This is a genomic window from Tranquillimonas rosea (assembly GCF_900111315.1).
In the GTDB taxonomy this organism is placed as follows: domain Bacteria; phylum Pseudomonadota; class Alphaproteobacteria; order Rhodobacterales; family Rhodobacteraceae; genus Tranquillimonas; species Tranquillimonas rosea.
The window spans coordinates 296,621-323,219 of sequence record NZ_FOGU01000002.1; the positions used below are offsets into that span (position 1 = coordinate 296,621).

Genomic DNA, 26,599 nt, shown 5'->3' on the forward strand with positions numbered 1-26,599 from the left:
CCGCCGCCCGTCAGGGCGGCGGACAGCAGCGCCGGCCCGCCTCAGCCGCGGATGAGGTCGAGGAACCGGTCGATGTCCTCCGCAGTCGTCGACCAGGAGCACACCAGCCGCGCCGCGAGCATCTCGTCGCCCGGCCCCTCGAGCGACTGGTTCATCGGCCAGAGGTAATAGTGCGCCCCGTTCTCCTGCGCCCGGCGGTGCCCGTCGCGCGGCCATGCGGCAAAGACCGCGTTCGCCTCGGTCGGGTGCAGCAGCGACGCGCCGGGGATCTCGAGGATGCCCTCCGACAGCCTGCGGGCCGAGGCGTTGGCGTCTCGCGCCATCGCGCGCCACAGGTCGTCGCTCAGGTAGGCGTCCATCTGTGCCGCGAGATAGCGGTGCTTCGAGAACAGGTGCCCCGCCCGCTTGCGGCGCATTTCGAACTCCCACGCTTTCTCGGGATCGAACAGGACGACCGCCTCGACACCCATCAGGCCGTTCTTGGTGCCGCCGAAGGACAGCACGTCGATCCCGGCCTTCCACGTCATCTCCGCGGGGCTGGCCTCGGCGGCGACCAGCGCGTTCGCGAAGCGGGCGCCGTCCATGTGGACCGGCAGGCCGTATTCCTTCGCGACGCCGGACAGGGCGCCGACCATCTCGGGCGTGTAGACCGCGCCGTTCTCGGTCGAGTTGGTGATCGACACCATGCCGCGCTGCACGTTGTGGATGCCGCCGCGCCCGGTGAAGGCGATCGCGGCATCCAGCGCCTCCGGCGTCATCCGAGCATCCTCGCCGTCGACAAGGGTCAGCTTCGCGCCGTTGGTGTAGAATTCCGGCGCGCCGCACTCGTCCTCCTCGATATGGGCGTTGCGGTGACAGAAGATCGCGGCCCAGGGCGGGCAGTAGCAGGCCAGGGCCAGCGCGTTCGCCGAGGTGCCGGTGGGCACCAGGTAGACCGCCGCCTCGGGGGCCTCGAACAGATCGCGGATTTTCGTGCGCACCCGTTCCATGGTCGGGTCGGCGCCGTAGGGCATGGCATAGCCCTCGTTCGCGGTGGCCAGCGCCTCGATCACGCTGGGATGGGCCGGGCTCGCGTTGTCGGAGGCGAAGTTCATGTGGGCTCCTCGATGATGTGGTCCTCCCACTCCTCCTCGTCGATCTCGAACTCGGGCACGGTCCGCCCCTGCAGCGAGATGCCGGCCTCGTGGACGCTTTCCGCCCGGCCCGAGATCAGCGGGTGCCAGTCATAGAGCGCCTTGCCCTCGTAGAGCAGCCGGTAGGCGCAGGTGGAGGGCATCCAGTACGCGATCTCGGCGATGTTCCTGGGGGTCAGCACGACGCAGTCGGGCACGAACTGCTTGCGGATCTCGTATTGCGCGCAGCGGCACGTCTCGTCGTCCAGCAGGCGGCAGGCGACGTTGGTAAAGGCGATCTCGTTGGTGTCGGGATCTTCCAGCTTGTTCAGGCAGCACTTGCCGCAGCCGTCGCAGAGCGCCTCCCACTCGCGCGGAGACATGTTCTTGAGAGGGACGCGTTCCCAGTAGCGGTCGCGCAGTCCGTGGCGGGGGATCGGATCGTCTGTCATCGCGGCGGACCCTAGGCCTTTCGCGCGGCGTCGAAAAGGCGTCACTCCGCCGCCAGGATGGCCCGCGCCCGCGCGCTGTCGTCGTCCATCTGCGCGATCAGCGCCTCGAGGCTGTCGAACCGCTCTTCCGACCGCAGGAAATCCACCAGAGCCACGGACAATTCCTCGCCGTAGAGGTCGCCGTCGAAGTCGAAGAGGTAGGTTTCGATATTGGGCTGGTTCTCGCCGAACATCGGCCGGACTCCGATCGAGGCGACGCCGGTGCGGGGGCCGGCATGGGGACCGGTCAGAATGTCGATCTCGACGGCATAGACCCCGAATCTGGGCGGGTGCAGGCCGGCGATGGACATGTTCGCCGTGGGATAGCCCAGGTCGCGCCCGCGCCGGTCGCCGTTCAGCACAGGTCCCTCGATCCGATGGCGGTGGCCCAGCATCTCGGCGGCGTCGCGGGGGAGGCCCGCGCTCAGCGCTTCACGGATGCGGGTGGACGAGACCTGGCCCGTCTCGGCCCGCACCAGTTCCGCGACGGTCACGCCGAATCCGAACTCGGCGCCCAGCTCGCGCAGCTGGTCGGTGGTGCCGGCGCGCTTCTTGCCGAAGCGGAAATCGGCACCCACGACGACATGCGATAGCCCGAGTCCCCGCGCCAGTACGTCGCGGGCGAAGGCCTCGGCCGAAAGCTCGGCCAGCTGCGGCCCGAAGGGCAGCTCGAACAGCGTGTCGATGCCCAGCTTTTCCAGCCGGTGCGCCTTGGCGACCGCGTTCATCAGGCGAAAGGGAGGGGCCTCGGGCGCGAAGACCTCGCGCGGGTGGGGCTCGAACGTCACCACGCCCAGTGGCGCACCCTCGCGCGCTGCGACGTCGCGGGCGATGTCGATCACGGTCTGGTGGCCGCGATGCACGCCGTCGAAGTTGCCGATGGCGGCGCTGGCGCCGCGAGCTTCGGCGGCGACCTGGTGATGATCCCGGATGATCCGCATGCCGCATCCGGTAGCGGCCCGGCCGATCCTTCGCAAGCGTCAGTCGAGCTTGGCGGACGGGGCGAGGACCGTCGCCTCGCCCTGCAGGACGGGCTTCTCGTTCACGTAGGCGGTCGTCGACAGGGTCACCCGGCGCTTGGGATAGTCGACATCGATCACCTCGACCTCGGCCTTGACGTGATCGCCCGGGCGCACCGGGCCCAGGAAGCGCAGGCTCTGCCCCATGTAGATCGAGCCGTGGCCGGGCAGCTGCTCGCCGATCACGGCCGAGATCAGGCCCGCCGTCAGCATGCCGTGCGCCACCCGTCCGGCAAAGATCGTCTCCTGCGCGTAGTCCTCGTCGAGATGCACCGGGTTCCGGTCGGTAGAGACCTCGGCGAATAGCTCGATGTCGCGGTCGGTCACCTCTTTCCAGACGTGCCGCTTCATCCCGATCTCGATCTCTTCGATGACGATCGTCCCGCGGGGCATGTTGTCCAGCATCCTGACCTCCTGCGCGCAACAAATGCGCAGGCCTCTTTGGGCCTCACGCAATTTAATTACTTTGCGCGCGCAGAAAATCAAGAGAAAACTGGGTCAGCGCAGTTTCCCCAGCGCATAGGTCGGCGTGTGCGGCGCCTCTGCCAGGTACCGGCCGAGCGCATCCGCGTCGGGCTGATCCGAGGTCTTCGTCTCGGCCGCCGCCAGCCCGCCGGTGATGAAGAGCGAGTCGATGCCCTGTCCCTCGGCGCCGGCGATGTCGGTCGCGATGCCGTCGCCGATCGCCAGCACGCGGGCGCCCTCGGGCTCGCGTCCGGCCTCGGCCATGCGCTGCCGGGCGAGGTCATAGACCGGCGCGTGCGGCTTGCCGTAGTACAACGCTGTGCCGCCCAGTTCCTCGTAATAGGCGGCCACCGCGCCCGCGCACCATTCCCGCGAGTCGCCCCGATCGACGATGACATCGGGATTTGCGCACAAGAGCTTCAGCCCGCGCGCCTTGGCATCCTCCAGTTCCTCACGCATCACATCGGGCGGCGACAGCGGATCGCGCGGGCCGCAGCAGACGATTCCCTCGGCCTCGGACAGGTCCACCCTTTCGACCGCGACCGGATCGTGCACCAGTTTGAGCGGATCGAAGAAGACCCGGTCCGTCTCTTCGCCCACGAACCATACCTTCTGCCCCACGTCGCCTTGGAACATGCCCGTCCGTGCGCTGTCGCCAGACGTGGCGATCGTGTCCCAGCAATCTCGCGGCACGCCGAGACGCTCGATCTGGCGCTCGACATACACCCGCGGTCGCGGCGCGTTGGTCAGCAGCACGACGGTCCCGCCTCGCGCCTTGAACCCCTGAAGCGCCTCGACGGCCTCGGGCAGGGCGCGTACGCCGTCGTGGAGACATCCCCAGAGGTCGCAGAACACGGCGTCGTATCGGTCGGAGACCTCCGAGAGAGCGGAAATGATCGGTGTCATGGGATTCCTGTGCGGATCGGGAGGGGGCGCATGAAAAAGGGCGCCCGCGGCGCCCTTTTCCGGACTATCGGAAGCGGATCACACCGCGAGGTTCGGGATGATCTGCTTCTTGCGGCTCATGATGCCGGGCAGGACGACCGTGTCGTCGCCGCACACCGTCGAGAAGCTCTTCTCGGCCACCTGGCGCACCGTGTCGTTCGGCACCAGCAGCGTCGCTTCTTCCTTGAGGATGTCGACGATGAACATCAGCACCTCGTCGACTCCGTCCTCTTCGGCCACCTGCCGCGTTGCCGCCAGCAGCGAGTCCTTCCGCTCCAGCACAGTCTCGGGCGAGGTCGTCTCGAGCACGCTCACGCGGAACGTCTTGCCGCCGACCTTGGTCTCCTTCGAGTCCATCCGCAGCAGTTCCGCGTCCGAGAACGCCGAGACATCGGACTTGGCGGCGAACATCTCGGCCGCGTAGCCGTTCACGTTCACGCTCAGGTCCTTCGCCAGGCTCTCGGCCAGGTCGCGGTCGGTCGCGGTGGTGGTGGGCGAGCGGAATTCCAGCGTGTCGCTGAGGATGCAGGACAGCATCACGCCCTTAACCCATTCGGGCATCCGCGCGGCGTCGTCGCCCATCAGCTGATGCATGACCGTCGCGGTGCAGGCCAGCGGCCGCACGGTGATGTCGATCGGCCCCTTGGTCTCCAGCCCGCCGGCCAGGCGGTGATGGTCGATCACCTGCAGGATGTCGGCGTCGTTGATGCCCTGGGGCAGTTCGGCCGGGTTGTTGGTGTCGACCACGACGACCTTCTCGCCCTCCGAGACGTCGCCGATGATCCCGGGCTTCTCGACGCCCCACCGATCGAGAACGAAGGCGGCCTCGGTGTTGGGCTCGCCCAGAAGCGCGGCCTCGGCCGACTGGCCCTTCACGTCGGTCAGATACCAGGCCCAGATCAGCGGAGCGCCGGTCGCGTCGGTGTCGGGTGATTTGTGGCCGAATACTTTGATCGTCATGTCCCCATCCGTGGTGCTGAGTCGCAGGTCGCCGCCCTTATAGGAGCGGCCCGGCGGGATGTCACCTGACCGCGGCCCGATTCCGCCGGCCCCGCCCGTCGGCTTGCGGACGGGGCGGTGGCATGTTGCCCTCCGCGTTCTCGGCCCCGCGGCACCCGCGACGCGGCAGACTTCCGGCCGGATGCGAAACCTCGAAGATTTGCCCTCGCGCCTTATTGACAGGCTTTCGCGCCTTACCTATCTCCGCGCTGTTAGCACTCGGAACCCACGAGTGACAACGCACACAAAATGAGCCATAGGAGCGTTCAGAGATGGCATTCAAACCGCTGCATGACCGCGTGCTGGTCCGCCGTGTCGAATCCGACGAGAAGACCAAGGGCGGTCTGATCATCCCCGACAGCGCCAAGGAAAAGCCCGCCGAGGGTGAAATCGTCGCCACCGGCGAGGGGGCTCGCAAGGACTCGGGCGACCTGATCGCGATGTCTGTCAAGGAAGGTGACAAGGTCCTGTTCGGCAAGTGGTCCGGCACCGAGATCACGCTGGACGGCGAAGAGTACCTGATCATGAAGGAATCGGACATCCTCGGCGTTCTCGCCTGAGGCCCGGTCCCTTCCACCGCAATACCGCATTCATAAAGACAACCAGGAGCAAGCATAATGGCTGCCAAGGACGTCAAGTTCGAGATCGATGCCCGCAACCGGATGCTGAAGGGCGTCAACATTCTCGCCGACGCTGTGAAGGTCACGCTCGGCCCCAAGGGCCGCAACGTCGTCATCGAGAAGTCGTTCGGCGCGCCGCGCATCACCAAGGACGGTGTGACGGTCGCCAAGGAAATCGAGCTTGAGGACAAGTTCGAGAACATGGGCGCGCAGATGGTGAAGGAAGTCGCCTCGCGCACCAACGACGAGGCCGGCGACGGCACCACCACCGCCACCGTGCTGGCCCAGGCCATCGTCAAGGACGGCCTCAAGTCGGTCGCCGCCGGCATGAACCCGATGGACCTCAAGCGTGGCATCGACCTCGCCACCCAGAAGGTCGTCGAGCACATCCGCAACGCGGCGCGCGATGTGTCGGGCACCGAGGAAGTCGCCCAGGTCGGCACCATCTCGGCCAACGGCGAGAAGGAAATCGGCCAGCAGATCGCCGACGCGATGCAGAAGGTCGGCAATGACGGCGTCATCACCGTCGAGGAGAACCGCGGCACCGTGACCGAGACCGACGTGGTCGAGGGCATGCAGTTCGATCGCGGTTACCTGTCGCCCTACTTCGTGACCAACCAGGAAAAGATGATCGCCGAGCTCGACGATTGCCTCATCCTGCTGCACGAGAAGAAGTTGTCGTCGCTGCAGCCGATGGTTCCGCTGCTCGAGCAGGTGATCCAGTCGCAGAAGCCGCTGCTGATCATCGCCGAGGACGTCGAAGGCGAAGCGCTGGCGACTCTCGTGGTCAACAAGCTGCGTGGCGGCCTCAAGATCGCCGCCGTTAAGGCGCCCGGCTTCGGTGACCGCCGCAAGGCCATGCTGCAGGACATCGCCGTCCTGACCGGCGGCCAGGTGATCTCGGAAGATCTCGGCATGAAGCTCGAGAATGTCGGCATGGAGATGCTCGGCCAGGCCAAGCGCGTGTCGATCACCAAGGACGAGACCACGATCGTCGACGGCGCCGGCGACAAGGACGAGATCGAGGCCCGCGTCAGCCAGATCCGCACGCAGATCGAGGAAACCACCTCGGACTACGATCGCGAGAAGCTGCAGGAGCGCGTTGCCAAGCTGGCCGGCGGTGTCGCCGTGATCCGCGTCGGCGGCCTGACCGAGGTCGAGGTGAAAGAGCGCAAGGACCGCGTCGATGACGCCCTGAACGCCACCCGCGCTGCCGTGCAGGAAGGCATCGTCGTTGGCGGCGGCGTCAGCCTCGTCCAGGCCACCAAGGCCCTCGACGGCGTGACCGGGGACAACTCCGACCAGAACGCCGGCATCGCGATCGTTCGCCGCGCGCTCGAGGCGCCGCTGCGTCAGATCGCCGAGAACGCCGGTGTCGACGGCTCGGTGGTTGCCGGCAAGATCCGCGAATCCGACGACCTGTCCTTCGGCTTCAACGCGCAGACCGAGGAATACGGCGACATGTTCAAGTTCGGTGTCATCGACCCCGCCAAGGTCGTCCGCACCGCGCTGGAAGACGCCGCGTCGGTGGCCGGCCTGCTGGTCACGACCGAGGCCATGGTTGCCGACAAGCCGCAGAAGGAAGGCTCCGGCGGCGGTGGCGCCGGCGGTGGCATGGACGCCATGGGCGGCATGGGCGGTATGATGTAATCTGCCGGCCCTTTGCCAGGCTATCGAAAGGGGCGCTCCGGCGCCCCTTTTTCATGGGTGGCACCGGTCCGCGCCGCCTCCTTCTTCTGCCTGCAAATATCCCGGGGGTGCGGGGGCAGAGCCCCCGCCGTCGCGGCGCCTTCAGGCGGCGCACAGCCTATTTCGTCAGGATTTCCAACGGATCGTACAACACCCGTCCCGGCGGTCCGAAGGCGATGTCGGCCAGGCTGTCGGGCTTGTGGTGCAGCGTGGCGAGGTCCTCGCGCGAGGCCCAGACATGCCTTGTAACCACCCCGTCCGGGTCGTGCCAGTCCGGGGCGATCCGCGTCTCCTCCAGCGTGCAGCGGAAATACACGTCGACCTGGTGGAACCCCGTCTCCGGCGCGTGGAACTCGTTCAGGGCCAGTGGCGCGCCGACGGTTACGGTCAGGCCGGTCTCCTCGTACATCTCGCGGCGCAGGTTGTCGGGCAGCGAGGTATGGCGTTCGACGCCGCCCCCCGGCAGGCACCACATGTCGCTCTCGCCGTCAGGATAGGCGTTGACCAGCAGTACCCGGTCGTCGCGGACGATCACCGCCCGGACGGCCAGGCGCGGGCCTGTCATGGCGCCGCCGGGCCCAACCAGTGATTGACGTGGCCCATCTTGCGCCCCGGCCGCGCCTCGGCCTTGCCGTAGAGATGCAATGCCGCGCTTGCCGAGCCGGCGAGCTCCGGCACGGTCTCGATGTCGGCGCCGATCAGGTTCTGCATCCGGATGTCAGAATGGCGGCTGCCGTCGCCCAGGGGCCAGCCCGCCACCGCGCGGACATGCTGCTCGAACTGGTCGATAACGCAGCCGTCCTGCGTCCAGTGGCCCGAATTGTGCACCCGCGGCGCGATTTCGTTCACGATCGGCCCGCCGGGCGTCACGAACAGCTCGACGCCCAGCACGCCGACATAATCCAGCGCGTTCAGGATGCGCCCCGCGAGCAGCACGGCGTCGGTCCGCTGGGCGTGGCTCAGGGGCGCGGGCAGGGTGGTGGTACGCAGGATGCCGTCCTCGTGCACGTTCAGCCCCGGTTCGAAACAGGCGACCGCGCCGTCGAGCCCGCGCGCTCCGATCACCGAGATCTCCGAGCCGAAATCGACATGCCCCTCCAGCACCGCCGGCGCGCCCGCCATCGCGTCCAGCGCGGCGCCGGTGTCGGCGTCGTCCGCGATCCGGGCCTGGCCCTTGCCGTCATAGCCGAAGCGTCGTGTCTTCAGGATCGCCGGCAGCCCGACCTGGGTCACCGCGGCCTCCAGCGAGGCGGCGTCGTCGACACCGGCAAAGGGGGCCGTGCGCAGCCCGAGCTCGGCCAACCAGCGCTTCTCGACCAGCCGGTCCTGGCTGACTCGCAGCGCCTCGCGTCCGGGCCGGATCGGGCGAAGCGCCTCGATCCGGTCGAGCGCCTCGGTCGGGATGTTCTCGAACTCGTAGGTCACCACGTCGACCGCCTCGGCGAAGGCGGCCAGCGCCTCGGCATCGTCGTAGTCCGCGCGCACATGGCGAGCCGCGACCTGGGCCGCGGGCGCGGCGGCGTCGGGGTCGAAGACATGGGCGACGAGGCCCAGCCGCGACGCCGCCACCGCGAGCATGCGGCCCAGCTGGCCGCCGCCGAGAATCCCGATCACCGATCCGGGGGCAAGGGGCTCAGTCATCCTGCGGCACCTCCGGAATCGAGGCGGACAGCGCCGTGCGCCACGCCGACAGGCGGGTCGCCAGTGCCGGGTCCGACAGGGCGAGGATCTGCGCGGCCATCAGCGCCGCGTTCGCCGCCCCCGACGCGCCGATCGCCATCGTCGCCACCGGAAAGCCGCGGGGCATCTGCACGATCGAGTACAGGCTGTCGACGCCGGATAGGGCGCGGCTCTGCACCGGGACGCCGATCACCGGCAGCAATGTCTTCGAGGCCATCATCCCCGGCAGGTGCGCCGCGCCGCCGGCCCCGGCGATGATCGCCTTGAGCCCGCGTCCCGCCGCCTCGGTGCCGTAGGAATAGAGCCGGTCGGGCGTGCGATGCGCCGAGACGATCCGCGCCTCGTAGGCAACCTCCAGTTCGTCCAGCAGCTCCGCCGCCGCCTTCATGGTCGCCCAGTCGGACTGACTGCCCATCACGATGCCGATCTCGGCCATGCCTGCCTCTCGCCCCAGTGTCGCCGGTCGCATCATAGAAGCCGCGCGTGCGGCTGCAACTCGTCTACCGGACAGGCAGGGGGGTCAGGCGATGATGTCGGGAAACAGCTCGTCCTCGATCTGCGCGATGCGGTCCTTCAGCGCCAGCTTCTGACGCTTGAGCCGTTGCAGCGTGAGAGGGTCGGCGCGCCCCGCCTCCTGCAGGGCCGTGATCGCCTCGTCGAGATCCCGGTGTTCGCGTCGCAGCACTTCGAGGCGCACGCGCAGCACCTCTTCTCGTTCCATCTTCGAGGAATTCATGTCGTCGGCATCCGCCCGTCGTCAGGTCACCGCAATGCTATCGCGTGACGCCGGCTGCGCATAGGGGCCGCCTTGCGCAAACGCTGCGGCACTACCATATTTCGTATTAGACGGGTCGCCGAAACGGGGCCCGAAAAACACAGTCGCTTCGATACAAGGACGTGTAGATGAGCAAGATGGCCTTGGGATCACATCCCTTCCTGCTCGGCTTCGAACAGCTGGAACGGCTGGTGGAGCGGACCGCGAAATCCGATCCCGGCGGTTACCCGCCCTATAACATCGAACAGACCAGCGATACCGCCTACCGGATCACGCTGGCCGTGGCGGGCTTTGCCGAGGACGACCTGTCGATCACCGTGGAGGATCGCCAACTGGTCGTGCGCGGACGTCAGGCCGAGCCGGACGAAAGCCGGAACTTCCTGCACCGCGGCATTGCGGCGCGGCAGTTTCAGCGGACCTTCGTGCTGGCCGATGGCGTTGAGGTCGCGGGAGCAAGGCTCGAGAACGGTCTCTTGCACGTGGATCTGCACCGCTCGGTGCCCGACACCGTGGTGCGTACGATCCAGATTTCGAGCGGCAAGACGGAAGGGAACTGATATGGATACCGAACAGGACATCATCACCGCCTCCGGCGACAACATGGTCTATGTCCGCCCCGTGGCGGTCGCCGACTTGCCGGAAGACGTGCAGGAACAGGCCGAGGGTCTGGACGAGCTGTACGCGCTTCACAACACCGACGGAGACCGTCTGGCGCTGGTGCGCGACCGAAAGCTCGCCTTCATCGTGGCGCGGCAGAACGACCTGGCGCCGGTCAGCGTCCACTGAGGACGCCACGCACAGGTAACGAACGGTCCAAGGCCCCCGCTTCGGCGGGGGTTTTTCGTGCGCGGGTGGCGCTCAGGCGCGGCGCGAGGTCGGGCGTCCGTCGACGCGCACCGGGATCGGAACGGTCGTGCCGCCCCGCGGGCCGCGATCGGCCGGCATGTCCTCGGCCATCAGCAGCACCGACACGGTGGCCTGTGCGCCCGAGAACACGATGCCGTTGAAGGCCCACAGCAGGAACAGCGCCAGAAAGCCACCGTCCACGTTGGTGACGAGGTGGCGCAGGTGGCCCACGTCCAGCCAGAGCACGCCGCCGGTGAATACGGCGGCCAGCGCGAAGCCCAGGAGGCAGGAGCGGATGTAGAAGGCGATCAGCGGATGACGGGTCTGCATCGGATGTCTCCTTTCTGCCGATCAAGTCTACGACCGGGCAGGCGTCCTGTCATCGCGTCATTTCGGCCGGTGGCGGCGGAGCGCCCGGCGCCACGCACGAAAAGGCCCGCCCCGAAGCGCCGGGGCGGGCCGAAACCGCCTGGATTTCCCGCCGCCTCAGCGGTCGGTGCCGATCAGGCCCATGCTCTCGAGCTTGAGGACGACCTGGTGTGCGCAGTTGTCGACGTCGATCGTCTCGGTGTCGATGCGCAGCTCGGGGTCCTTGGGCTCGTCATAGGGGTCGGAGATGCCGGTGAACTCCTTGATCTTGCCCTCGCGCGCCAGCTTGTAGAGCCCCTTGCGGTCGCGGCGCTCGCATTCCTCGAGCGAGGTCGCGACGTGGACCTCGACGAAGGCGCCGTATTGCTCGATCTCCTCGCGCACAGCCCGGCGCGTGGCCGAGTAGGGCGCGATCGGGGCGCAGAGCGCGATGCCGCCGTTCTTGGTGATCTCGCTCGCGACATAGCCGATGCGGCGGATGTTCAGGTCGCGGTGCTCCTTCGAGAAGCCCAGCTCGCTCGACAGGTTCTTGCGGACGATGTCGCCGTCCAGCAGCGTCACCGGCCGGCCGCCCATTTCCATCAGCTTGACCCGCAGGGCATTGGCGATGGTGGACTTGCCCGACCCCGACAGGCCGGTGAAGAACACCGTGAAGCCCTGCTCGTCCCGCGGCGGCCGGGTCTTGCGCAGCTCGGCCACGACCTCGGGGAACGAGAACCAGTCGGGGATCTCCAGCCCTTCCTGCAGCCGGCGGCGCAGCTCGGTGCCCGAGATGTTCAGGACGGTGACGCCGTCCTCGATCTCGTCCGCGGGTTCGTACTGGGCGCGCTCCTGCACGAAGACCATGTGTTTGAACGGCACCATCTCGATGCCCATTTCCTCGGCGTGTTCCTTGAACAGCTCCTGCGCGTCGTAGGGGCCGTAGAAGTCCTCGCCCTGGCTGTTCTTGCCCGGGCCCGCGTGGTCGCGGCCGACGATGAAGTGCGTCACGCCGTGGTTCTTGCGGATCAGACCGTGCCACAGCGCCTCGCGCGGGCCCGCCATCCGCATCGCCAGGTTCAGCAGCGACATGTTCGTGGTCGACTGCGGATACTTGTCCAGCACAGCCTCGTAGCAGCGCACGCGGGTGAAGTGGTCCACGTCGCCCGGCTTGGTCATGCCGACGACGGGGTGGATCAGCAGGTTCGCCTCGGATTCACGCGCGGCGCGGAAGGTAAGCTCCTGGTGGGCGCGGTGCAGCGGGTTGCGCGTCTGGAACGCCACGACCTTGCGCCAGCCCATCTTGCGGAAGAAGGCGCGCAATTCGTTCGGCGTGTCCCGGCGGGCCTTGAAGTCATAGTGCGTCGGCGGCTGGATGCCCGTCACGGGGCCGCCGAGATACACGCCGCCCGCCTGGTGGTGCAGGTAGTAGACCGCCGGGTGCGCGTCGTCGTCGGCGCCGAAGACCTTCTCGGCCTCCTTGGTCTTGTTCGGGACCCATTTGTCGGTGACTGTCATCGTCGCGAGGATCACGCCTTCCTGGTCGCGCAGGGCGATGTCCTGGCCGGGCTCGATCGTCTCGGCGAACTTCTCGCTCACGTCCAGCGTGATCGGCATCGGCCAGAGCGAGCCGTCCGACAGCCGCATCGTGTCGACGACGCTGTCGTAGTCCTGCTCGGTCAGGAAACCCTTGAGCGGGCTGAACCCGCCGTTCATCAGCAGTTCCAGGTCGCAGGTCTGGCGCGGGGTCAGGTCCCAGGAGGGCAGATCGCCGGCCTCGACCTTCAGCTTCTGCGCGGACTCGTAGGAGACGTACAGCTCGGGTATCGGAGCGGCGTTCGGCGTGTGCATGTCGTGTGTAATCCCGTTGTCGGAAATCTTGGGCGCGGGCCCGCGATGGAGAGGTCGCGGCGACCTAGACCACGCATTTGCCGAGATTCAAGCCGGGAGCAGCGATTTTTCACGTCATGGGGGATTTGCGCCGACTGCAAGTCCCGTCCCGGTGCCGGCCGGGCAGGGAAGCGGGCCGGCCCCCGCGCGCAGGATACCGGCCCGTCGTCCCTGAACGATCAGCCCTCGGCGGGGACTTCGGCGCCGTAGCCCAAGGGGTAGGTCTCGACCTTGCCCTCGTCCTCGCCGACCTCGGCGAGGAAGCGCTCGGCCTCGAGCGCTGCCATGCAGCCCATGCCGGCGCTTGTCACCGCCTGCCGATAGACGTGGTCGGTCAGGTCGCCCGCGGCGAATATGCCGGGCACCGACGTCGCGGTGGAATCGGGCTGGGTCACGACGTAGCCGCCGTGATGCGTCTCGAGCTGGTCGGCCACCAATTCCGAAGCCGGGGCATGGCCGATCGCCACGAAGAAGCCCTTGCTCGGCACTTCGGTGATCTCGCCCGTCTTGACGTTGCGCGCGCGCACGCCCTCGACCCCCAGCGGCTGTTCGGTGCCGACGACCTCGTCGACCTCGTGCTCCCACAGCATCTCGACCTTCGGGTTGTCCAGAAGGCGCTTCTGCAGGATCTTCTCGGCCCGCAGCTCGTTGCGGCGGTGGATGACGGTGACCTTGCTCGCGAAGTTGGTCAGGAACAGCGCCTCTTCGACCGCGGTATTGCCGCCGCCGATCACCGCGACCTCCTGGTTGCGGTAGAAAAAGCCGTCGCAAGTTGCGCAGGCCGACACGCCGAAGCCCTTGAACTTCTCTTCCGAGGGCAGGCCCAGCCACTTCGCCTGTGCGCCCGTCGCCAGGATCACGGCGTCCGCGGTCCAGTTGGTGCCGCTGTCTGTAGTGGCGGTGAAGGGCCGCTTGGAGATGTCGAGCGACATGACGTGGTCAGAGATCACTTCTGTGCCCGTTTCGCGGGCATGGGCCTCCATCCGGGTCATCAGGTCGGGCCCGAGGATCGAGGCCTCGCCCGGCCAGTTCTCGACATCGGTGGTGATCGTCAGCTGTCCGCCGGGCTGGATGCCCTGGATCAGGACCGGTTCCAGCATCGCGCGCGCGGCATAGACTGCGGCGGTATAGCCCGCCGGCCCCGAGCCGATGATCAGAACCTTGGCATGCCGTGTCTCGGCCATCGTCGTCTTCCCTTGTGCGCAACATCGTTCGGATTGGCCGCATATAAGGCCATGTGGACGCCGCCGAAACCCCTTGCATATCCCCCCTGCGATGATACCTCCCCCAACGCCGGATTAAGGATATTGCGCCATTTTGGAACATTCTTGCGGCGGTGGCGTGACCAGCGTAAGCTTTGAAAAAACCTGAGGCCAGGAGCGTGCAGATGCCGGGCACCAAACTCGATCCTATCGACCGCAAGATTCTCGCCGAGTTGCAGGGCGACGGTCGCATGACGAATGTCGAGCTCGCCCGTCGGGTGCAGATCTCGGCGCCGCCGTGCCTGCGCCGTGTCCGCACGCTCGAAGAGCAGGGCTATATCAAGGGCTACCACGCCAAGGTCGATTCCCGCGCGCTCGGCTTCGAGGTGCAGGTGTTCGCCATGGTCGGTCTGCAGAGCCAGGCCGAGGCCGATCTCAAGGCGTTCGAGGAGCGTTGCCGCGAGTGGCCGCTGGTCCGCGAGTGTCACATGCTGAACGGCGAGGTCGATTTCATCCTGAAATGCGTGGCGCCGGACCTGTCGACCTTCCAGACCTTCCTGACGGAAGAGCTGACGGCGGCGAAGAACGTGGGCAGCGTCAAGACATCGCTGGTGATCCGCAATGCCAAGGAGGCGCCGGGCGTGCCCTTCGACGTGCTGGAGCAGCGGCTGGAGAAATCGGCCTGACCGCGCCGGTCAGGCGGCGTTGATCGCGTCCTCGTCGCTCGCCTCGACCTGCGGCATCGCCAGCGGGCCGAACTCGGACAGGCGCGTCAGGTACGGGAAGAACGACAGGAACAGCTCGCTCATGCCTGGGCCCAGGTGGTGGGTCGACAGCGCGCCGGGATGGAAGCTTTCGACCTCGACGCCATTCGCGGTCAGCAGCCGGTGCCGGCGGCAGGCAAGGTGGAACACGCGCACCGGCGACAGCGGCGTGATCTCAACTAGGTTCATGCCGTCGGCCAGCGGCGCGACGGGCAGCAGGGCCTGATCCCCGCCGACGCTCTGGCGCAGCGCGGCGCTGCGGCGCACCAGCCGCGCCGAGGGTCCCAGCATCAGATCCGGCATCGGCCGGCCGAGGCCGAAGGAATCGGCCGGCACCCGGTAGAGCTTCAGCGGCCCTCGGGGCAGCAGCGTGATGGCCCCGATCCAGACCAGCTCGGCCGCGCCGCGATCCGTCTCGAGTTGCACGCCCGGTTCGAGATCCTCGATCGCCACGGGCCCGTCCGTCGTCTGGATCAGCGTGCCGCGGGCGAGGGCCGAGAACGCGTTCTCGAAGTCGGGCACGGCCGGGCCCATCTTGGCGAAGGACATCGGCGCGCCGGAGGCGTCAAGGCAGGTGACGTCAAAGCGCCGCGTCGGGCCCGTCGGCTCGGGCTCGGGGCGGCTGCGCATCGGCTGGCCGGTCATGCGGCGCACCGTCCAGGGACGTTGTCGGGCGGCGGCGTGGTCCGTCGATCCTTGGCTGGCGTCGCTCATGGGGGTCTCCTCGGCGTCCCCGGCGGTCCGGGATCCTGTCGGCGGGATGTGTCGGGCGAATGGCAAAGGGGGGCTGCGGCGCCCCGTATCAGACGTGGGCCCGGTCGGAGCCGCGGCCATGCCAGGCCGGTGCCGGCTGGGGCTTTGCGCTTTCCTCGAGAACCGACTTCATCCAGCGGCGATGGGATGCCATGAGCCTCTCCCTTGCTCTGACGGGGCGTTGCACCTGAGGTTGATCCGTTGCCTCAACTTCGTGCCGAAATCGGGCGATCAGATGGCGGCGGTGCGGTAATCCCGCGCCGATCGCGTCCGTCACGTGGAGGATGTCAAAGCCGGATCGCTGCAATCATGCGGCCGTAATCGGCCTCGCGCAGATGCGTGCTGCGGCGATAGGAATAGAATCGGTCCGCATCGGAATAGGTGCAGTGCCGCGTCCATTCCGCCTCGGCGATCCCGGCCGCGCGAAGGCGGTAGAGACCGAAGCCCGGCAGGTCGAACAGCATCCGGTCGCCGTCGCCCTGCGCGAAGAAGCGGGCGCTGTCGGGATCCTCGGCAATGAAATCCTCGAAGAAGTCGGGGCCGACCTCGTAGGCGCGCTGGCTGATCGTCGGGCCGATCACGGCGCGGATGGCTTCGCGCCGCGCGCCGGCGTCGACCATCGCGTCGATCGTGGCATCGAGGATGCCGGCCAGCGCCCCTTTCCAGCCTGCATGGGCCGCGCCGACCACGCCCGCCTCGGGATCGGCGAACAGGACGGGCTGGCAATCCGCCGTCAGGACGCCAAGCGCCAGCCCCGGCGTCGTCGTCACCAGTCCGTCCGCACGTGGTGCCGTCTCGGGCGGGTCGTCCAGCACCACGACGTCGGCCGAGTGCACCTGGTGCACCGTCAGAAGGGCGTCCGGTGCGACCTCCATCACGTCCGCGACGCGGCGCCGGTTGATCGTCACGGCCTCGGACTGGTCCGAGGACCCGTGCCCGCAGTTCAGCCCGGCGAACACCCCGGACGAGGCACCGCCGCGCCGTCCGAAGAAGCCGTGGCGCAGCGGCGCGAGCGTGTCGGAGGTGATGATGTCCAGTGTCATGCGTCCACTCCCGGCGGCGGGGGGGCACCGTCCGGAAACAATGCCAGCACCTTAAAGAGGTGTCCCATTTCGTCGGGATGGGTCAACCGCCGATGCGCGGCGACATGCGCGTCCAGCCGGTCGCCGGACATGCCGCGGGCTAGCGCCTGTGCCCGCGCGGTGATGCCCAGACGCTCCAGGAACACGCCTTGATGCGTCAGGCCTGCGTGGGCGCAGGGGGCCGCCGCGGCCAGCGCGCCGAACGCGACATGGGCCGTCAGGTCGGCGGCGCCGGGGGTCGTCAGGGGTGCGACCTTCTCGTGCCCCTTCACCGCCTGAAGGCTGTCGCCGCGCGACAGCCATTCGCCGTAATCCACGATCAGCGCCACGCCGCCCCGGTCGGCGATCCGCCGGCCCAGCGTCTCGGCCAGGGCGGTCGCCGGGGCGCAGGTCTCGACCATGTCGCCGTCCTGCGTGTCGTCCAGCCGGTCCTCCAGCAGCGCGAGCGGGGCCGCGTCCGACAGGCCGAAGGCCAGCGCGCCGTCGCTTTCGCCGATCAGCCGCTCATGCCAGCCCGGGCCGTCGCGCAGGAACTGGCGGACGGGCAGGGCATCGAGGAACTCGTTGGCGATCAGGAACAGCGGCAGGTCGGGCAGGTCCTCGGCGCTGTCGTGCCATGTGGGGGCCGCATCGCCAAGCCGCGCCGCCTGTTCCTCGCGCAGGGCGGGAGAGACCTCGACCAGGTGCAGCTCGGCCGCCTCCCGAAAGCCGGGCACCGCCCGCGTCGCGCGCAGCGCGTCGGCCATCAGCGTGCCGCGCCCCGGCCCAAGCTCGCCCAGGCAGAAGCGGGCGGGCCGGCCCTGATCGATCCACGCCTGCGCCAGCGCAAGGCCCAGCATCTCGCCGAACATCTGGCTGATCTCCGGCGCGGTGATGAAGTCGCCGGCATCGCCCAGCGGAGCACGGGTCGTGTAGTAGCCGTGCACGGGATGCATCAGGCAGGTCTGCATGTACTCGGCCACGCTGAGCGGACCGGTCGCCGCGATCTGGCGCAGCAGGATCGTCTCGAGCTCGGTCATGCGCGGCGCAGGGCCGCCCCGACGACGGCCAGTCCCAGAACCAGCATCGGCAACGACAGGAGCTGCCCCATGGTCAGGCCCGCCGACCCGATCTGCACCACGTGGCCCCAGGGATTGTCGGGGGTTATGAATTGCGGATCGGCCTGCCGGAAGAACTCCACGATGATGCGCGAGATCGCGTAACCCGCCAGGAACACGCCGGTGATCGCGCCGGGGCGTTTCAGCCAGCGAGAGGAGAAGGCCAGCATCAGCAGGATCGCGCCCAGCAGCAGCCCTTCGAGCCCCGCTTCGTAGAGCTGCGAGGGATGGCGGGCGCACAGCCCCTCGACGTCGGGGCAGTCCTGCGCCAGCGGTCCGGGAAAGACCACGGCCCACGGCACGTCCGACGGCCGGCCCCACAGCTCGGCATTGATGAAGTTCGCGATCCGCCCGAACAGCAGTCCCGGCGGCGTCGCCAGGGCCAGCGTGTCCAGCACCGACCACACCGGCACGCGCTGCCGCCGCCAGAAGATCAGAGCCGCCACCGCAACGCCGATCATGCCGCCGTGGAACGACATCCCGCCCTGCCAGATCGCGGGGATTTCCAACGGGTTGGCCAGGTAGTAGCCGGGCTGGTAGAACAGGACGAAGCCCAGACGACCGCCCACGATGATGCCCAGGATCACCGCCGTCACCAGCTCTTCCAGCTGGGCGCGGGTCATCGGGGGGCTTTCCGCCGGCCACAGATACGGCCGGTTGATCGCCGTGACGGCAAGACGCCATCCCAGCAGGATACCGGCGATATAGGCCAGCGCGTACCAACGCAGCGCGAAGGTGAAATCGCCCAGGCTGACCGAGAAGATCTCGGGGCTGATGTCGGGAAAGGGAAGCACCGCCTGCATGGCGGCGAAAAGGCCGTGAAGCGCGGGGGAAGTCAACCTTGTGACCGGGCCTGCCCCGGCCCATATTGCAGACAACGCTGAGAGGAGCCGCAAACATGCAGACCCGCAACAGATTTTTCGACGATATGTCGCAGCTGATGACCAATGCCATGGGCGTCGCGCAAGGCGCGCGCGAAGAGGCCGAGACCGCGATGAAGTCCATGGTGGACCGCTGGCTCGCCGACCGCGATTTCGTCACCCGCGAGGAATTCGACGCCGTCCGCGCGATGGCCCAGAAGGCGCGCGAGGAGAACGAGGCGCTGAAGGCCCGGCTCGACGCGCTGGAAGGCGACAAGACCGGCTGAGACCGTCAAGAAACCGTCATCCCCCGCTGATAGCGCTCGCGCCCGAACCCACAGGCGTGAAGCAGGATCAGGAGATGACGATGAAACGCACCATGGCTCTGGCGGGCGTGTCCGCGATTGCGCTGACGACGGCCGCCGCCGCCCAGGATGTGTCGGGCACGCTGACGCTCTACACATCGCAGCCGAACGCCGACGCGCAAGAGACGGTCGCGGCGTTCGAGGACCGCCACCCCGACGTCGAGGTCGAGTGGTTCCGCGACGGGACCACCAAGGTGATGGCCAAGCTCCGCGCCGAGTTCCAGGCCGGCCAGCCGCAGCCCGACGTGCTGCTCATCGCCGACATGGTGACGATGGAGGGCCTGAAGGGAGAGGACCGCCTGATGGCCTATCCCGAGGCCGACACGTCGGCCTATTCCGCCGGCATCATGGATGACGAGGGCTACTACTTCTCGACCAAGCTTATCACCACCGGCATCGTCTACAACACTTCCGCCGAGATGGTTCCGAGTTCCTACCAGGACCTGCTGAAGCCCGAGGCCGAAGGCCAGATCGCGATGCCCTCGCCCCTGACATCGGGCGCGGCAACGATCCACATGGCCACGCTGACCTCGAATCCCGATCTGGGCTGGGACTACTACCAAGGGCTCGCGGATCAGAACGCCAACCCGCAGGGCGGCAATGGCGGCACCTACCAGGCTGTCGCGGGCGGCGAGAAGCTTTACGGTTTCGTCGTCGACTTCCTGCCGATCCGCAACAAGGCCGAGGGCGCCCCGGTCGAGTTCGTGTTTCCCGAAGAGGGGGTCTCGGCCGTGACCGAACCCGCGGCGATCCTGTCGACCGCGCAGAACCCGGGCGCGGCAAAGGCGTTCATCGACTTCCTGATCTCGCGCGAGGGGCAGGAGATGGCCGCCGGTCAGGGTTATTTGCCAGCCCACCCGGACGTGATGCCGCCCGAAGGCTTTCCGGCCCGCGACGGGATCAGCCTGATGGCGTTCGATCCGGCCGAGGCGCTTGCGAATGACCAAGAGAACAAGGAACGGTTCATGGACCTCTTCGGCGGCTGAGATGCGCCCGAGGATCCCGCGCGGCGAGGGGCTGACCCTCGCCGCGCTTCTTGTCTGGGCGGCGGGGCTGTTTCTGTTGCCGCTGGCGCTGTTGGCCTGGGTCGGCCTGACAGCGCAGGGCGCGCCGTCGCTGTCCCCGATCGTCGAGGTGCTGGGCAGCGCGTCGGTGCGCCGGGCCTTCTGGCACAGCCTCGAATCGGCCGGGATGTCCGGTCTCGGCGCACTGGCCGTCGGCACCGCGCTGGCGCTGCTGATCGGGTTGACGGATGTGCGCGGCAAGGGCGCGTTCGTGTTCCTGCTGCTGTTGCCGATGATGATCCCGCCGCAGGTGACGGCCATCGCCTGGATCCAGGCGCTCGGGCCCGGCAGTCCCGTGCTGGGCTGGGTCGGCCTTGCCCCGGCGCCGGGCAGCGACCATCCGCTCTACTCGGGCGGCGGCGTCATGGCGCTGCTCACCCTGCAGCACATGCCGCTCGTGCTGTTGCTGATCCTCGCCGCCCTGCGCGCCCTCCCGCGGGAGCTGACAGAGGCGGCGCGGATCGCCGGGGCAGGGCCCGGACGGGTGCTGCGTCGGGTTCTGCTGCCGCTCCTCGCGCCCAGCCTGGTGGCGGCTTTCGCGCTCGCCTTCGTCTCGGCGCTGGGGAATTTCGGGATCCAGGCGATCCTGGGCATCCCGGCGCGCTACACCACGCTGCCGGTGCTGATCTGGCGGCGGCTTTCCGGGTTCGGGCCGTCGGTGCTGGGCGACGTGGCGGCCATCTCGTTCCTCCTGGCGATCATCGCCATCGCGGCGATCTCTGCGCAACTCATGCTTCAGCGGCGGCTCAGGTCGCAGGTGACGGGGCCGCCGGCGCAATCGCTGCGCATCCGCCTGGGGCGCCTTCGCCCCGTGGCCGAGGCGGGGCTGATGCTCTATGTCGGCGCCACGCTGCTGCTGCCGCTCGCTTCGCTGGTGGCGACGGCCCTGGTGCCGACCTATGGCGTGCCGCTGACGCGCGAGACGCTGACATGGGGCAATTTCGCCGAGATCCTGTTCCGTCAGGAAGCGACGATCCGCGCTTTCGCCAATTCGACGCTGACGGCCGGGGCCGCGGCGCTGGCGCTGGCCATGCTCGCCGGGCTGACCGCCTATTTCCTGAGCCGCCGCGACGTCGCGCGGCGCCGGGCGGCCGGTGCGATCGCGGTGCTGGGGGATGTCAGCTATGCCATTCCCGGCCTCGTCATCTCGATCGCGTTCATCCTGGCCTTCATCCGGCCCCTGCCGTTGGTCGGCGTGTCGCTCTACAACACGCTGGGGATCATTTTCCTGGCCTATCTCACTGCGTTCTTCGCCATCGCGCTCAAGCCGGTCACGGCCGCCTACGCGCAGCTCGATCCGGCGCTCGACGATGCGGCACGGGTCGCCGGTGCGGGCTTTGGACGGCGGCTGTGGCGTGTGTTCACGCCGATGGTCGCGCCTGCCGCCGCCTCGGGGGCGATCCTCGTCTTTCTGACGGCCTACAACGAGGTAACGGTTTCGGCCCTGCTGTGGTCGACCGGGAACGAGACGATCGGCACGCAGATCTTCAATTACGAGGACGGCGGCTACACCACGCTCGCCGCCGCGCTGTCGAGCGTGACGGTTCTGGCGACGGTCGTGCTGATGGCCGTGCTCGACCGGGTGGGGCGGCGGCTGCCGCCGGGCGTCGTGCCCTGGCGCGTCTAGGGCAGGGCCCAGCCGCCGTGCAGCGACAGCGCGACCTGCTCGCCCGCGGTCATCCTCCGGCGCGAGGCGACGGGCAGGGGGTCCGCGATCCCGTCAACCGACACACGTCCCTCCCAGCCGCCACCCCGGTAGAAGGCGGCGTCGATCCGCCCCGACAGCGGCCCGGTGCCGAGCGTCAGGTCGGTCGCGCGCAGGACGATCTGGCCCGCACCGCCGTTCAGTCCCTCGGGCGCGGTCACCGGAACCCGGAGCGGGCCCAGGTCGGCGTGCCAGCCGGCCTCGTGGCGCAGGGTCGCGGGCACGACGGCGGCCTGTCCGATGAACCGGGCGACCTCGGCCGTTGCCGGGCGGTCGTGGATCTCCTGCGGCGGAGCGACCTGCAGGAACCGGCCTTCGGACATCACCGCGATCCGGTCGGCGAGGGCCATCGCCTCGCGCTGATCGTGGGTGATGTAGATCGAGGTGACGCCGGTCTTGCGGTGGAACTCGGCGATCTCGGCCTCCATCCGGCCGCGGAGGTGCGGGTCCAGATTGGCGAGCGGCTCGTCCATCAGGACGGTTCGCGCCCCGCCGGCGAGGCACCGCGCCAGCGCCACGCGCTGCCGCTGGCCGCCCGACAGCTCGGACGGCTTGCGCTCGGCAAGGGCCGAGAGATCCACGGTTTCGAGATGCGCGGTGGCCCCCTCGCGCGCAGCGCCGCGGCGCTGACCGGCGGATTCCAGCGGAAAGGCGACGTTGTCGCGGACGCTCATGTGCGGCCAGAGGGCGTAGGATTGAAAGACCACGCCGACCGAGCGGTCCTCGGGCGGGACATGGCGGCCGGGCCCCGACACGGTGTCTGCCCCCAGAGCAATCTCGCCGGAATCGAGCGTCTCGAGCCCGGCGATAAGGCGGAGAAGCGTGGACTTGCCGCAGCCCGAAGGGCCGAGCACGACGACGAACTCGCCCTGGGTCGCGTCAAGGTCGACACCGTCGACCGCCGGGTGATCGCCGAACGTCTTGCATGCGCCGCTGATGCGAACCGACATCCTGCCCTCCGTGGTGGCCTTGCGCTCGCGATTAGCCGCGGGGTCGCGCCCTCACAAGCGCGGGCGGCGCTCTGTCACGGAAGTTTCACGGAAGCGCTCAGCTAAAGCGGGGAAAGCCGAACAGAGCTTCGGGGTTGTCGACCAGCGCCTGCCGCCGCGCCTCGTCCGAGGGGAACCACGACAGGACAGTATCGGTGAGCGCGCGGTCGTCGGGATAATCCTCGGTCGCCTTGGCAAGGTTGTGCGGCCAGTTCGTGCCCCAGACGATGCGCTGTGGCGCGAAGGCGGCCATCTCGCGCGCGACGTCGGCGATGTCGGTATAGTCGGGCGGTCCGCTCTTGCTGGATTCGTAGCAGCCGGCAAACTTGAACCAGCAGTTCCCGGTATCGACGAGCCGCTTGATCGCCGCCACGCGCCCAGGCGTGGGGCCGTCGAAGATCTTGGCGTGGTGGTCGAGGATCCACGGCACGTCCAGCTTGGCGAGCCGCGGCTCGAGCTCTTCGATGCGCGAGCCGTCGAACTGCACCGTCATCATCCAGCCATGCGCCTTGGCCCGCGCGGCAACGTCCTCGAGCGCGTCCAGCCCGACGGCGCCACCGGGCAGATCCATCACGCGGGCGCCGACGACGCCGGCATCGGACAGCCGGGTCATCTCGGCGTCGTCGGTGTCACCGTCGATGACGGCCACGCCGCGGGCGACATCGCCCATCTCGGCCAGGCAGGCGATGACGTTGCCGTTGTCGCGCTGCTGGGCGTTGCCCTGGGTGATCACGACCCGGTCGATGCCAAGCCAGTCCATCACCTGACGGTACTGCTGCGGCGTCGGCAGGTCGCCGGCGGGGTTCGGCGGGCCGCCGGGCTGCGCGGGAAAGCCCGGCATGTACATGTGCATCTGCGTGTCCACCGTGCCGGCGGGCAGGGTGACGGCGGGCTTGGGCCCTGTGAGGGTGCGGGTCAGCATGGGGTATCAGTCCTTCGGCGCGAATTCTGTCAGCGCGGCGCGGTCGATCTCGATCCCGAGGCCGGGGCCGTCGGGAATGGTCACCACGCCGTTCTCGTGCTCGATCGGGTGGGCCACGATGGCCTGCCGGAACGGCATCGGCGTGCGGTCGAACTCCAGGATCGGCTCGATCGGGTTCTTGCGCGGCGGGTTGGGAAGCAAGGCCGCCATGAACTGCAGCGAGGCGGCGATCTGCACCGCCGTGCCCCAGACATGCGGTACAAGCCGGACGCCGTGCAGCGCCGCCATATCCATGATCCGCCGGATCTCGGTATAGCCGCCGCAACCGCACAGGTCGGGCTGAAGGATGTCGACGCAGCGCGTCTCGAGCGGCTCTTTCATGCCCCAGCGGGTGTGCCACGTCTCGCCGCCCGCGACGGGGATCGGCTGACCGGCCCGAACGTCGCGGTAGGACGCGAGGTGTTCGGGCAGCACGGGCTCTTCGAACCAGTCGATGCGATACTCGGCCGCGCGCTTGCCCAGCTCGATCGCTTCCATCGCGTCGTAGCCGTGATTGGCGTCGATCATCAGGCGCATGTCGTCGCCCATCGCCTCGCGGACGGCGGCGATGACGCGCAGGTCCTCGTCCAGCCCGAAGCCGATCTTGATCTTTGCGGCGTGGAAGCCCTCGGCTCGATAGCGCGCGATCTCGGCGGCGTTGTCCTCAACCCGGTCGACGCCGTCGCGCTTGAAGCTTCCGGTGGCATAGGCGCGCACGCTGTCGCGGAAACGGCCGCCGAGCAGCGTGGAGACCGGCACGCCGATGTGCTTGCCCTTGATGTCCCAGAGCGCGACGTCGATGCCCGACAGCGCGGTCACGGTCAGCCCGCGCTGTCCCTGATCGCGCATGGCGTTGTAGAGCTCGAGCCAAATCTTCTCGGTCTCGAGCGGATCGCGCCCGATCAGCCGCGGCGCATAGGCGGCGACCACGGCGGCGTTCGGCCCGGCTGGGCCGAGGCACTCACCCCAGCCGGTCGTGCCGTCGTCGCAGACGATCTCGACCAGCAGGTGGGTCCGCCGGTCGAACCGCATCGAGGCGCTCTCGAACGCGGTGTCGAGCTTGTGGTCCAGGAAGTGGGTGCGGACGGCGTCAATCTTCATGACTTGTACGGCGCGATCAGCGCTTCCATGAGTCCCATCTCCTCGTCTGTCAGGTCGGTCAGCGGCGGGCGCACCGGCCCGGCGTCGAAGCCCTGCAGTCGCACGCCGGCCTTGATGGCGCTGACGGCATAGCCCTTTTGCCGGTTCCGGATCGCCATGAACGGATAGAAGAAGTCTGTCAGGTAGGTGCGGCAGGTCTCGTGGTTGCCCTTGCGCAGCGCGTTGTAGAAATCCACCGCGAGGCCGGGCACGAAGTTGAAGACCGCCGAGGAATAGGTGGTAAAGCCGGCGCCGAGATAGGCCTCGGCAAAGAGTTCCGCGGTGGGCATGCCGCCCAGGTAGGTAAGTCTGTCGCCCAGCGTCGCCGTGACCTGGCGGACCAGACCGATGTCGCCGGTTCCGTCCTTGAAACCGACGAGGTTGGGGCAGACATCCGCCAGCCGTGCCAGCGTGTCGGGCTGAAGGACCGCGTTGTCGCGGTTGTAGACCATCACGCCGATGTCGACACTGTCGCAGACCGCCTTCACGTGGGCGTAAAGCCCGGCCTGGGGTGCGTCGATCAGGTAGTGCGGCAGCAGCAGGATGCCGTCCGCGCCCGCCTTCTCGGCGCTGCGGGCGACCTGCACGGCCATCTCGGTGCCATAGCCGCAGCCCGCGACGATGGGGGTGTCGCCGGCCGATTCCTTGGCCGCGGCGACGATCATCGGGATCTCGTCGGGCAGGAGCGAGAACATCTCGCCCGTGCCGCCCGCGGCGAACAGCGCGCTCGCGTCGAAGCCCGAGAGCCACGAGATGTGCTTCTTGTAGGGATCGGGGGAGAAGCGTCCCCTGTCATCGAAAGCCGTGACGGGGAACGACAGAAGGCCGGCCCCGAGAGCGTGTTTCAACTGCTGTGGATCCATCGGCCGGGCCTCCCCTCCCGTGTTACTCGATGGTCAGCTAGCAAGCATGTCCAGCAGAAGTCAAGATTTGTATGACAACTAGCGCTTCGCCCGCAATAACTCACGGTAGCGTCCCTGAGATTTCTTCAGGTGCCCGCGCATCGCCTCGCGCGCGCGCTCGGGTTCGCCCGCACTGATCGCCTCGGCGATCGACAGGTGCTCGGCCGAGATCATCTCGATATAGTCGGTGGGGCTTCTCGTGCCGTTCTCGGCCTGCAGCGCGGCGCGCGGAATCATCGAGACCCCAAGCGCTTCGAGAAATTCGCGGAAGCGCGGATTGTTGGTCGCATCGGCGATGGCGAGGTGAAAGGCAAGGTCGGCCTCGGTTGTCGGGCGGCCCTCTGCCATCCCCTCTCGCACGGCCAGTTCGGCGGCGAAAATCGTCTCTTCCTGGGCGGGCGAGTGCCGCAGCGCGGCAAGGGCGGCGGCCTCCATCTCGACCGCGACGCGCAGCTCAAGCATTTCGATTATCGAGGAAATCTTCTCGTAATCCGCGATCTCGAAAAGGCCCGGCGGATCCGGCGGAGGCTGCAGGACGAACACGCCGGCGCCCTGGCGCGGCTCGACAAGGCCGTCGGCCCTGAGGCCGGCGATCGCCTCGCGGACGACGGTGCGGCTGACGTCGAACCGTTCGGTGAGGCGGGCTTCGGAGGGCAGCCTGTCGCCGGGCACGAAGCGGCCCGACGTGATCTCGTCGCGCAGGGCGGACACCAGGGTGGCCACAAGGTTTCGCCGGCCGCCGGTCTTCGCGGTCTCGCCACGCTCCATTCAGATGTCCTCCTCCCGATGTCTCGGTGAGTTCATCGTATCTGTTGACTCGTGCCGGTGCAACTTGT

At 68.1% G+C, this 26,599-nt stretch carries 30 protein-coding genes; 8 read left to right on the plus strand and 22 right to left on the minus strand.

The window, feature by feature from the left end:
- Window positions 1-41: 41 nt before the first annotated feature.
- From BMZ25_RS04485 to BMZ25_RS04510, 6 genes are all read right to left on the minus strand, one after another.
- A complete protein-coding gene (locus BMZ25_RS04485; RefSeq protein ID WP_092689035.1) occupies window positions 42-1,094 on the minus strand; it encodes a threonine aldolase family protein in 1,053 nt (350 codons plus the stop codon).
- Window positions 1,091-1,564 carry a YcgN family cysteine cluster protein gene (locus tag BMZ25_RS04490; RefSeq protein WP_092689038.1) on the minus strand — a complete coding sequence of 158 codons (474 nt, stop codon included), beginning with the start codon at window positions 1,562-1,564 and terminating at the stop codon, window positions 1,091-1,093. Before BMZ25_RS04490 ends, BMZ25_RS04485 begins: the two co-directional genes overlap by 4 nt.
- Window positions 1,565-1,605: 41 nt before the next feature.
- Window positions 1,606-2,544, minus strand: coding sequence for a bifunctional riboflavin kinase/FAD synthetase (locus BMZ25_RS04495; protein WP_092689041.1), 939 nt, complete (start codon window positions 2,542-2,544; stop codon window positions 1,606-1,608).
- Window positions 2,545-2,583: 39 nt separating this feature from the next.
- Window positions 2,584-3,027 (minus strand): MaoC family dehydratase, encoded by a 444-nt coding sequence (locus BMZ25_RS04500; protein WP_092689044.1) that lies wholly within the window; start codon window positions 3,025-3,027, stop codon window positions 2,584-2,586.
- Between the two features lie 93 nt (window positions 3,028-3,120).
- Window positions 3,121-3,993, minus strand: coding sequence for a TIGR01459 family HAD-type hydrolase (locus BMZ25_RS04505; RefSeq protein WP_092689047.1), 873 nt, complete (start codon window positions 3,991-3,993; stop codon window positions 3,121-3,123).
- A 78-nt stretch (window positions 3,994-4,071) separates the two neighbouring features.
- Complete coding sequence (locus tag BMZ25_RS04510) at window positions 4,072-4,992, minus strand: manganese-dependent inorganic pyrophosphatase (protein ID WP_092689050.1); 921 nt, start codon at window positions 4,990-4,992, stop codon at window positions 4,072-4,074.
- 311 nt (window positions 4,993-5,303) lie between these two features.
- Between BMZ25_RS04510 and groES the strand changes: the two genes are divergently transcribed.
- Complete coding sequence (gene groES, locus BMZ25_RS04515; protein ID WP_092689053.1) at window positions 5,304-5,591, plus strand: co-chaperone GroES; 288 nt, start codon at window positions 5,304-5,306, stop codon at window positions 5,589-5,591.
- A gap of 57 nt (window positions 5,592-5,648) precedes the next feature.
- On the plus strand, window positions 5,649-7,301 hold the full coding sequence (gene groL / locus BMZ25_RS04520; protein WP_092689056.1) for a chaperonin GroEL: 1,653 nt from the start codon (window positions 5,649-5,651) through the stop codon (window positions 7,299-7,301).
- A gap of 157 nt (window positions 7,302-7,458) precedes the next feature.
- Here groL and BMZ25_RS04525 read toward each other — a convergent pair whose 3' ends face one another.
- The 4 genes from BMZ25_RS04525 to BMZ25_RS04540 all read right to left on the minus strand — a co-directional run bounded on the left by BMZ25_RS04525 (window position 7,459) and on the right by BMZ25_RS04540 (window position 9,756).
- Window positions 7,459-7,905 carry an NUDIX domain-containing protein gene (locus BMZ25_RS04525; protein WP_092689059.1) on the minus strand — a complete coding sequence of 149 codons (447 nt, stop codon included), beginning with the start codon at window positions 7,903-7,905 and terminating at the stop codon, window positions 7,459-7,461.
- On the minus strand, window positions 7,902-8,981 hold the full coding sequence (locus tag BMZ25_RS04530; protein ID WP_092689062.1) for a 5-(carboxyamino)imidazole ribonucleotide synthase: 1,080 nt from the start codon (window positions 8,979-8,981) through the stop codon (window positions 7,902-7,904). The genes BMZ25_RS04525 and BMZ25_RS04530 overlap by 4 nt, the downstream gene beginning before the upstream one ends.
- On the minus strand, window positions 8,974-9,456 hold the full coding sequence (gene purE / locus BMZ25_RS04535; RefSeq protein WP_177190379.1) for a 5-(carboxyamino)imidazole ribonucleotide mutase: 483 nt from the start codon (window positions 9,454-9,456) through the stop codon (window positions 8,974-8,976). The genes BMZ25_RS04530 and purE overlap by 8 nt, the downstream gene beginning before the upstream one ends.
- 84 nt (window positions 9,457-9,540) lie before the next feature.
- On the minus strand, window positions 9,541-9,756 hold the full coding sequence (locus BMZ25_RS04540; protein ID WP_092689065.1) for a YdcH family protein: 216 nt from the start codon (window positions 9,754-9,756) through the stop codon (window positions 9,541-9,543).
- 167 nt (window positions 9,757-9,923) lie between these two features.
- On the opposite strand from BMZ25_RS04540, the gene BMZ25_RS04545 reads away from it, so the two are divergent.
- Window positions 9,924-10,352: an Hsp20 family protein gene (locus tag BMZ25_RS04545; protein ID WP_092689068.1), complete on the plus strand. Its 429-nt coding sequence runs from the start codon at window positions 9,924-9,926 to the stop codon at window positions 10,350-10,352.
- A 1-nt stretch (window position 10,353) separates the two neighbouring features.
- Window positions 10,354-10,581 carry a DUF1150 family protein gene (locus BMZ25_RS04550; RefSeq protein ID WP_092689071.1) on the plus strand — a complete coding sequence of 76 codons (228 nt, stop codon included), beginning with the start codon at window positions 10,354-10,356 and terminating at the stop codon, window positions 10,579-10,581.
- Window positions 10,582-10,653: 72 nt separating this feature from the next.
- On the opposite strand, the gene BMZ25_RS04555 is transcribed toward BMZ25_RS04550, so the two are convergent.
- The 3 genes from BMZ25_RS04555 to trxB form a co-directional block, all read right to left on the minus strand.
- Window positions 10,654-10,971 (minus strand): hypothetical protein, encoded by a 318-nt coding sequence (locus tag BMZ25_RS04555; RefSeq protein ID WP_092689074.1) that lies wholly within the window; start codon window positions 10,969-10,971, stop codon window positions 10,654-10,656.
- Between the two features lie 156 nt (window positions 10,972-11,127).
- A complete protein-coding gene (locus BMZ25_RS04560) occupies window positions 11,128-12,840 on the minus strand; it encodes a bifunctional sulfate adenylyltransferase/adenylylsulfate kinase (RefSeq protein WP_092689077.1) in 1,713 nt (570 codons plus the stop codon).
- Window positions 12,841-13,058: 218 nt separating this feature from the next.
- Complete coding sequence (gene trxB / locus BMZ25_RS04565; protein WP_092689079.1) at window positions 13,059-14,063, minus strand: thioredoxin-disulfide reductase; 1,005 nt, start codon at window positions 14,061-14,063, stop codon at window positions 13,059-13,061.
- Between the two features lie 203 nt (window positions 14,064-14,266).
- On the opposite strand from trxB, the gene BMZ25_RS04570 reads away from it, so the two are divergent.
- On the plus strand, window positions 14,267-14,767 hold the full coding sequence (locus BMZ25_RS04570) for an Lrp/AsnC family transcriptional regulator (protein WP_092689082.1): 501 nt from the start codon (window positions 14,267-14,269) through the stop codon (window positions 14,765-14,767).
- 9 nt (window positions 14,768-14,776) lie between these two features.
- Here BMZ25_RS04570 and BMZ25_RS04575 read toward each other — a convergent pair whose 3' ends face one another.
- From BMZ25_RS04575 to lgt, 4 genes are all read right to left on the minus strand, one after another.
- Window positions 14,777-15,559, minus strand: a complete 783-nt coding sequence (locus BMZ25_RS04575) for a Hint domain-containing protein (protein ID WP_177190380.1) — start codon at window positions 15,557-15,559, stop codon at window positions 14,777-14,779.
- A 326-nt stretch (window positions 15,560-15,885) separates the two neighbouring features.
- Window positions 15,886-16,641 (minus strand): peptidoglycan editing factor PgeF, encoded by a 756-nt coding sequence (gene pgeF, locus BMZ25_RS04580; protein ID WP_092689088.1) that lies wholly within the window; start codon window positions 16,639-16,641, stop codon window positions 15,886-15,888.
- On the minus strand, window positions 16,638-17,699 hold the full coding sequence (locus BMZ25_RS04585) for a class I SAM-dependent methyltransferase (protein WP_092689091.1): 1,062 nt from the start codon (window positions 17,697-17,699) through the stop codon (window positions 16,638-16,640). Before BMZ25_RS04585 ends, pgeF begins: the two co-directional genes overlap by 4 nt.
- On the minus strand, window positions 17,696-18,580 hold the full coding sequence (gene lgt, locus BMZ25_RS04590) for a prolipoprotein diacylglyceryl transferase (protein WP_092689094.1): 885 nt from the start codon (window positions 18,578-18,580) through the stop codon (window positions 17,696-17,698). The genes BMZ25_RS04585 and lgt overlap by 4 nt, the downstream gene beginning before the upstream one ends.
- 95 nt (window positions 18,581-18,675) lie before the next feature.
- Here lgt and BMZ25_RS04595 point away from each other — a divergent pair, with 95 nt between their 5' ends.
- The 3 genes from BMZ25_RS04595 (at window position 18,676) to BMZ25_RS04605 (ending at window position 21,693) form a co-directional block, all read left to right on the plus strand.
- Window positions 18,676-18,924, plus strand: a complete 249-nt coding sequence (locus BMZ25_RS04595) for an accessory factor UbiK family protein (protein ID WP_092689097.1) — start codon at window positions 18,676-18,678, stop codon at window positions 18,922-18,924.
- Window positions 18,925-19,004: 80 nt separating this feature from the next.
- Window positions 19,005-19,988: an ABC transporter substrate-binding protein gene (locus BMZ25_RS04600; protein WP_092689526.1), complete on the plus strand. Its 984-nt coding sequence runs from the start codon at window positions 19,005-19,007 to the stop codon at window positions 19,986-19,988.
- Between the two features lies 1 nt (window position 19,989).
- Window positions 19,990-21,693 (plus strand): ABC transporter permease, encoded by a 1,704-nt coding sequence (locus tag BMZ25_RS04605; RefSeq protein ID WP_092689100.1) that lies wholly within the window; start codon window positions 19,990-19,992, stop codon window positions 21,691-21,693.
- Here the strand turns inward: BMZ25_RS04605 and BMZ25_RS04610 are convergent.
- The 5 genes from BMZ25_RS04610 to BMZ25_RS04630 form a co-directional block, all read right to left on the minus strand.
- The gene (locus tag BMZ25_RS04610) at window positions 21,690-22,721 is read right to left on the minus strand and encodes an ABC transporter ATP-binding protein (protein ID WP_092689103.1); all 1,032 of its coding nucleotides are present in this window, start codon (window positions 22,719-22,721) and stop codon (window positions 21,690-21,692) included. The two genes, BMZ25_RS04605 and BMZ25_RS04610, sit on opposite strands and share 4 nt — an antisense overlap.
- Before the next feature lie 97 nt (window positions 22,722-22,818).
- The gene (locus BMZ25_RS04615; RefSeq protein WP_092689106.1) at window positions 22,819-23,682 is read right to left on the minus strand and encodes an amidohydrolase family protein; all 864 of its coding nucleotides are present in this window, start codon (window positions 23,680-23,682) and stop codon (window positions 22,819-22,821) included.
- 6 nt (window positions 23,683-23,688) lie between these two features.
- Window positions 23,689-24,822: a mandelate racemase/muconate lactonizing enzyme family protein gene (locus tag BMZ25_RS04620; protein ID WP_092689109.1), complete on the minus strand. Its 1,134-nt coding sequence runs from the start codon at window positions 24,820-24,822 to the stop codon at window positions 23,689-23,691.
- A complete protein-coding gene (kdgD, locus tag BMZ25_RS04625) occupies window positions 24,819-25,724 on the minus strand; it encodes a 5-dehydro-4-deoxyglucarate dehydratase (RefSeq protein WP_092689112.1) in 906 nt (301 codons plus the stop codon). The genes BMZ25_RS04620 and kdgD overlap by 4 nt, the downstream gene beginning before the upstream one ends.
- 78 nt (window positions 25,725-25,802) lie before the next feature.
- Window positions 25,803-26,531, minus strand: a complete 729-nt coding sequence (locus BMZ25_RS04630) for a FadR/GntR family transcriptional regulator (protein WP_092689114.1) — start codon at window positions 26,529-26,531, stop codon at window positions 25,803-25,805.
- Window positions 26,532-26,599: the final 68 nt, after the last annotated feature.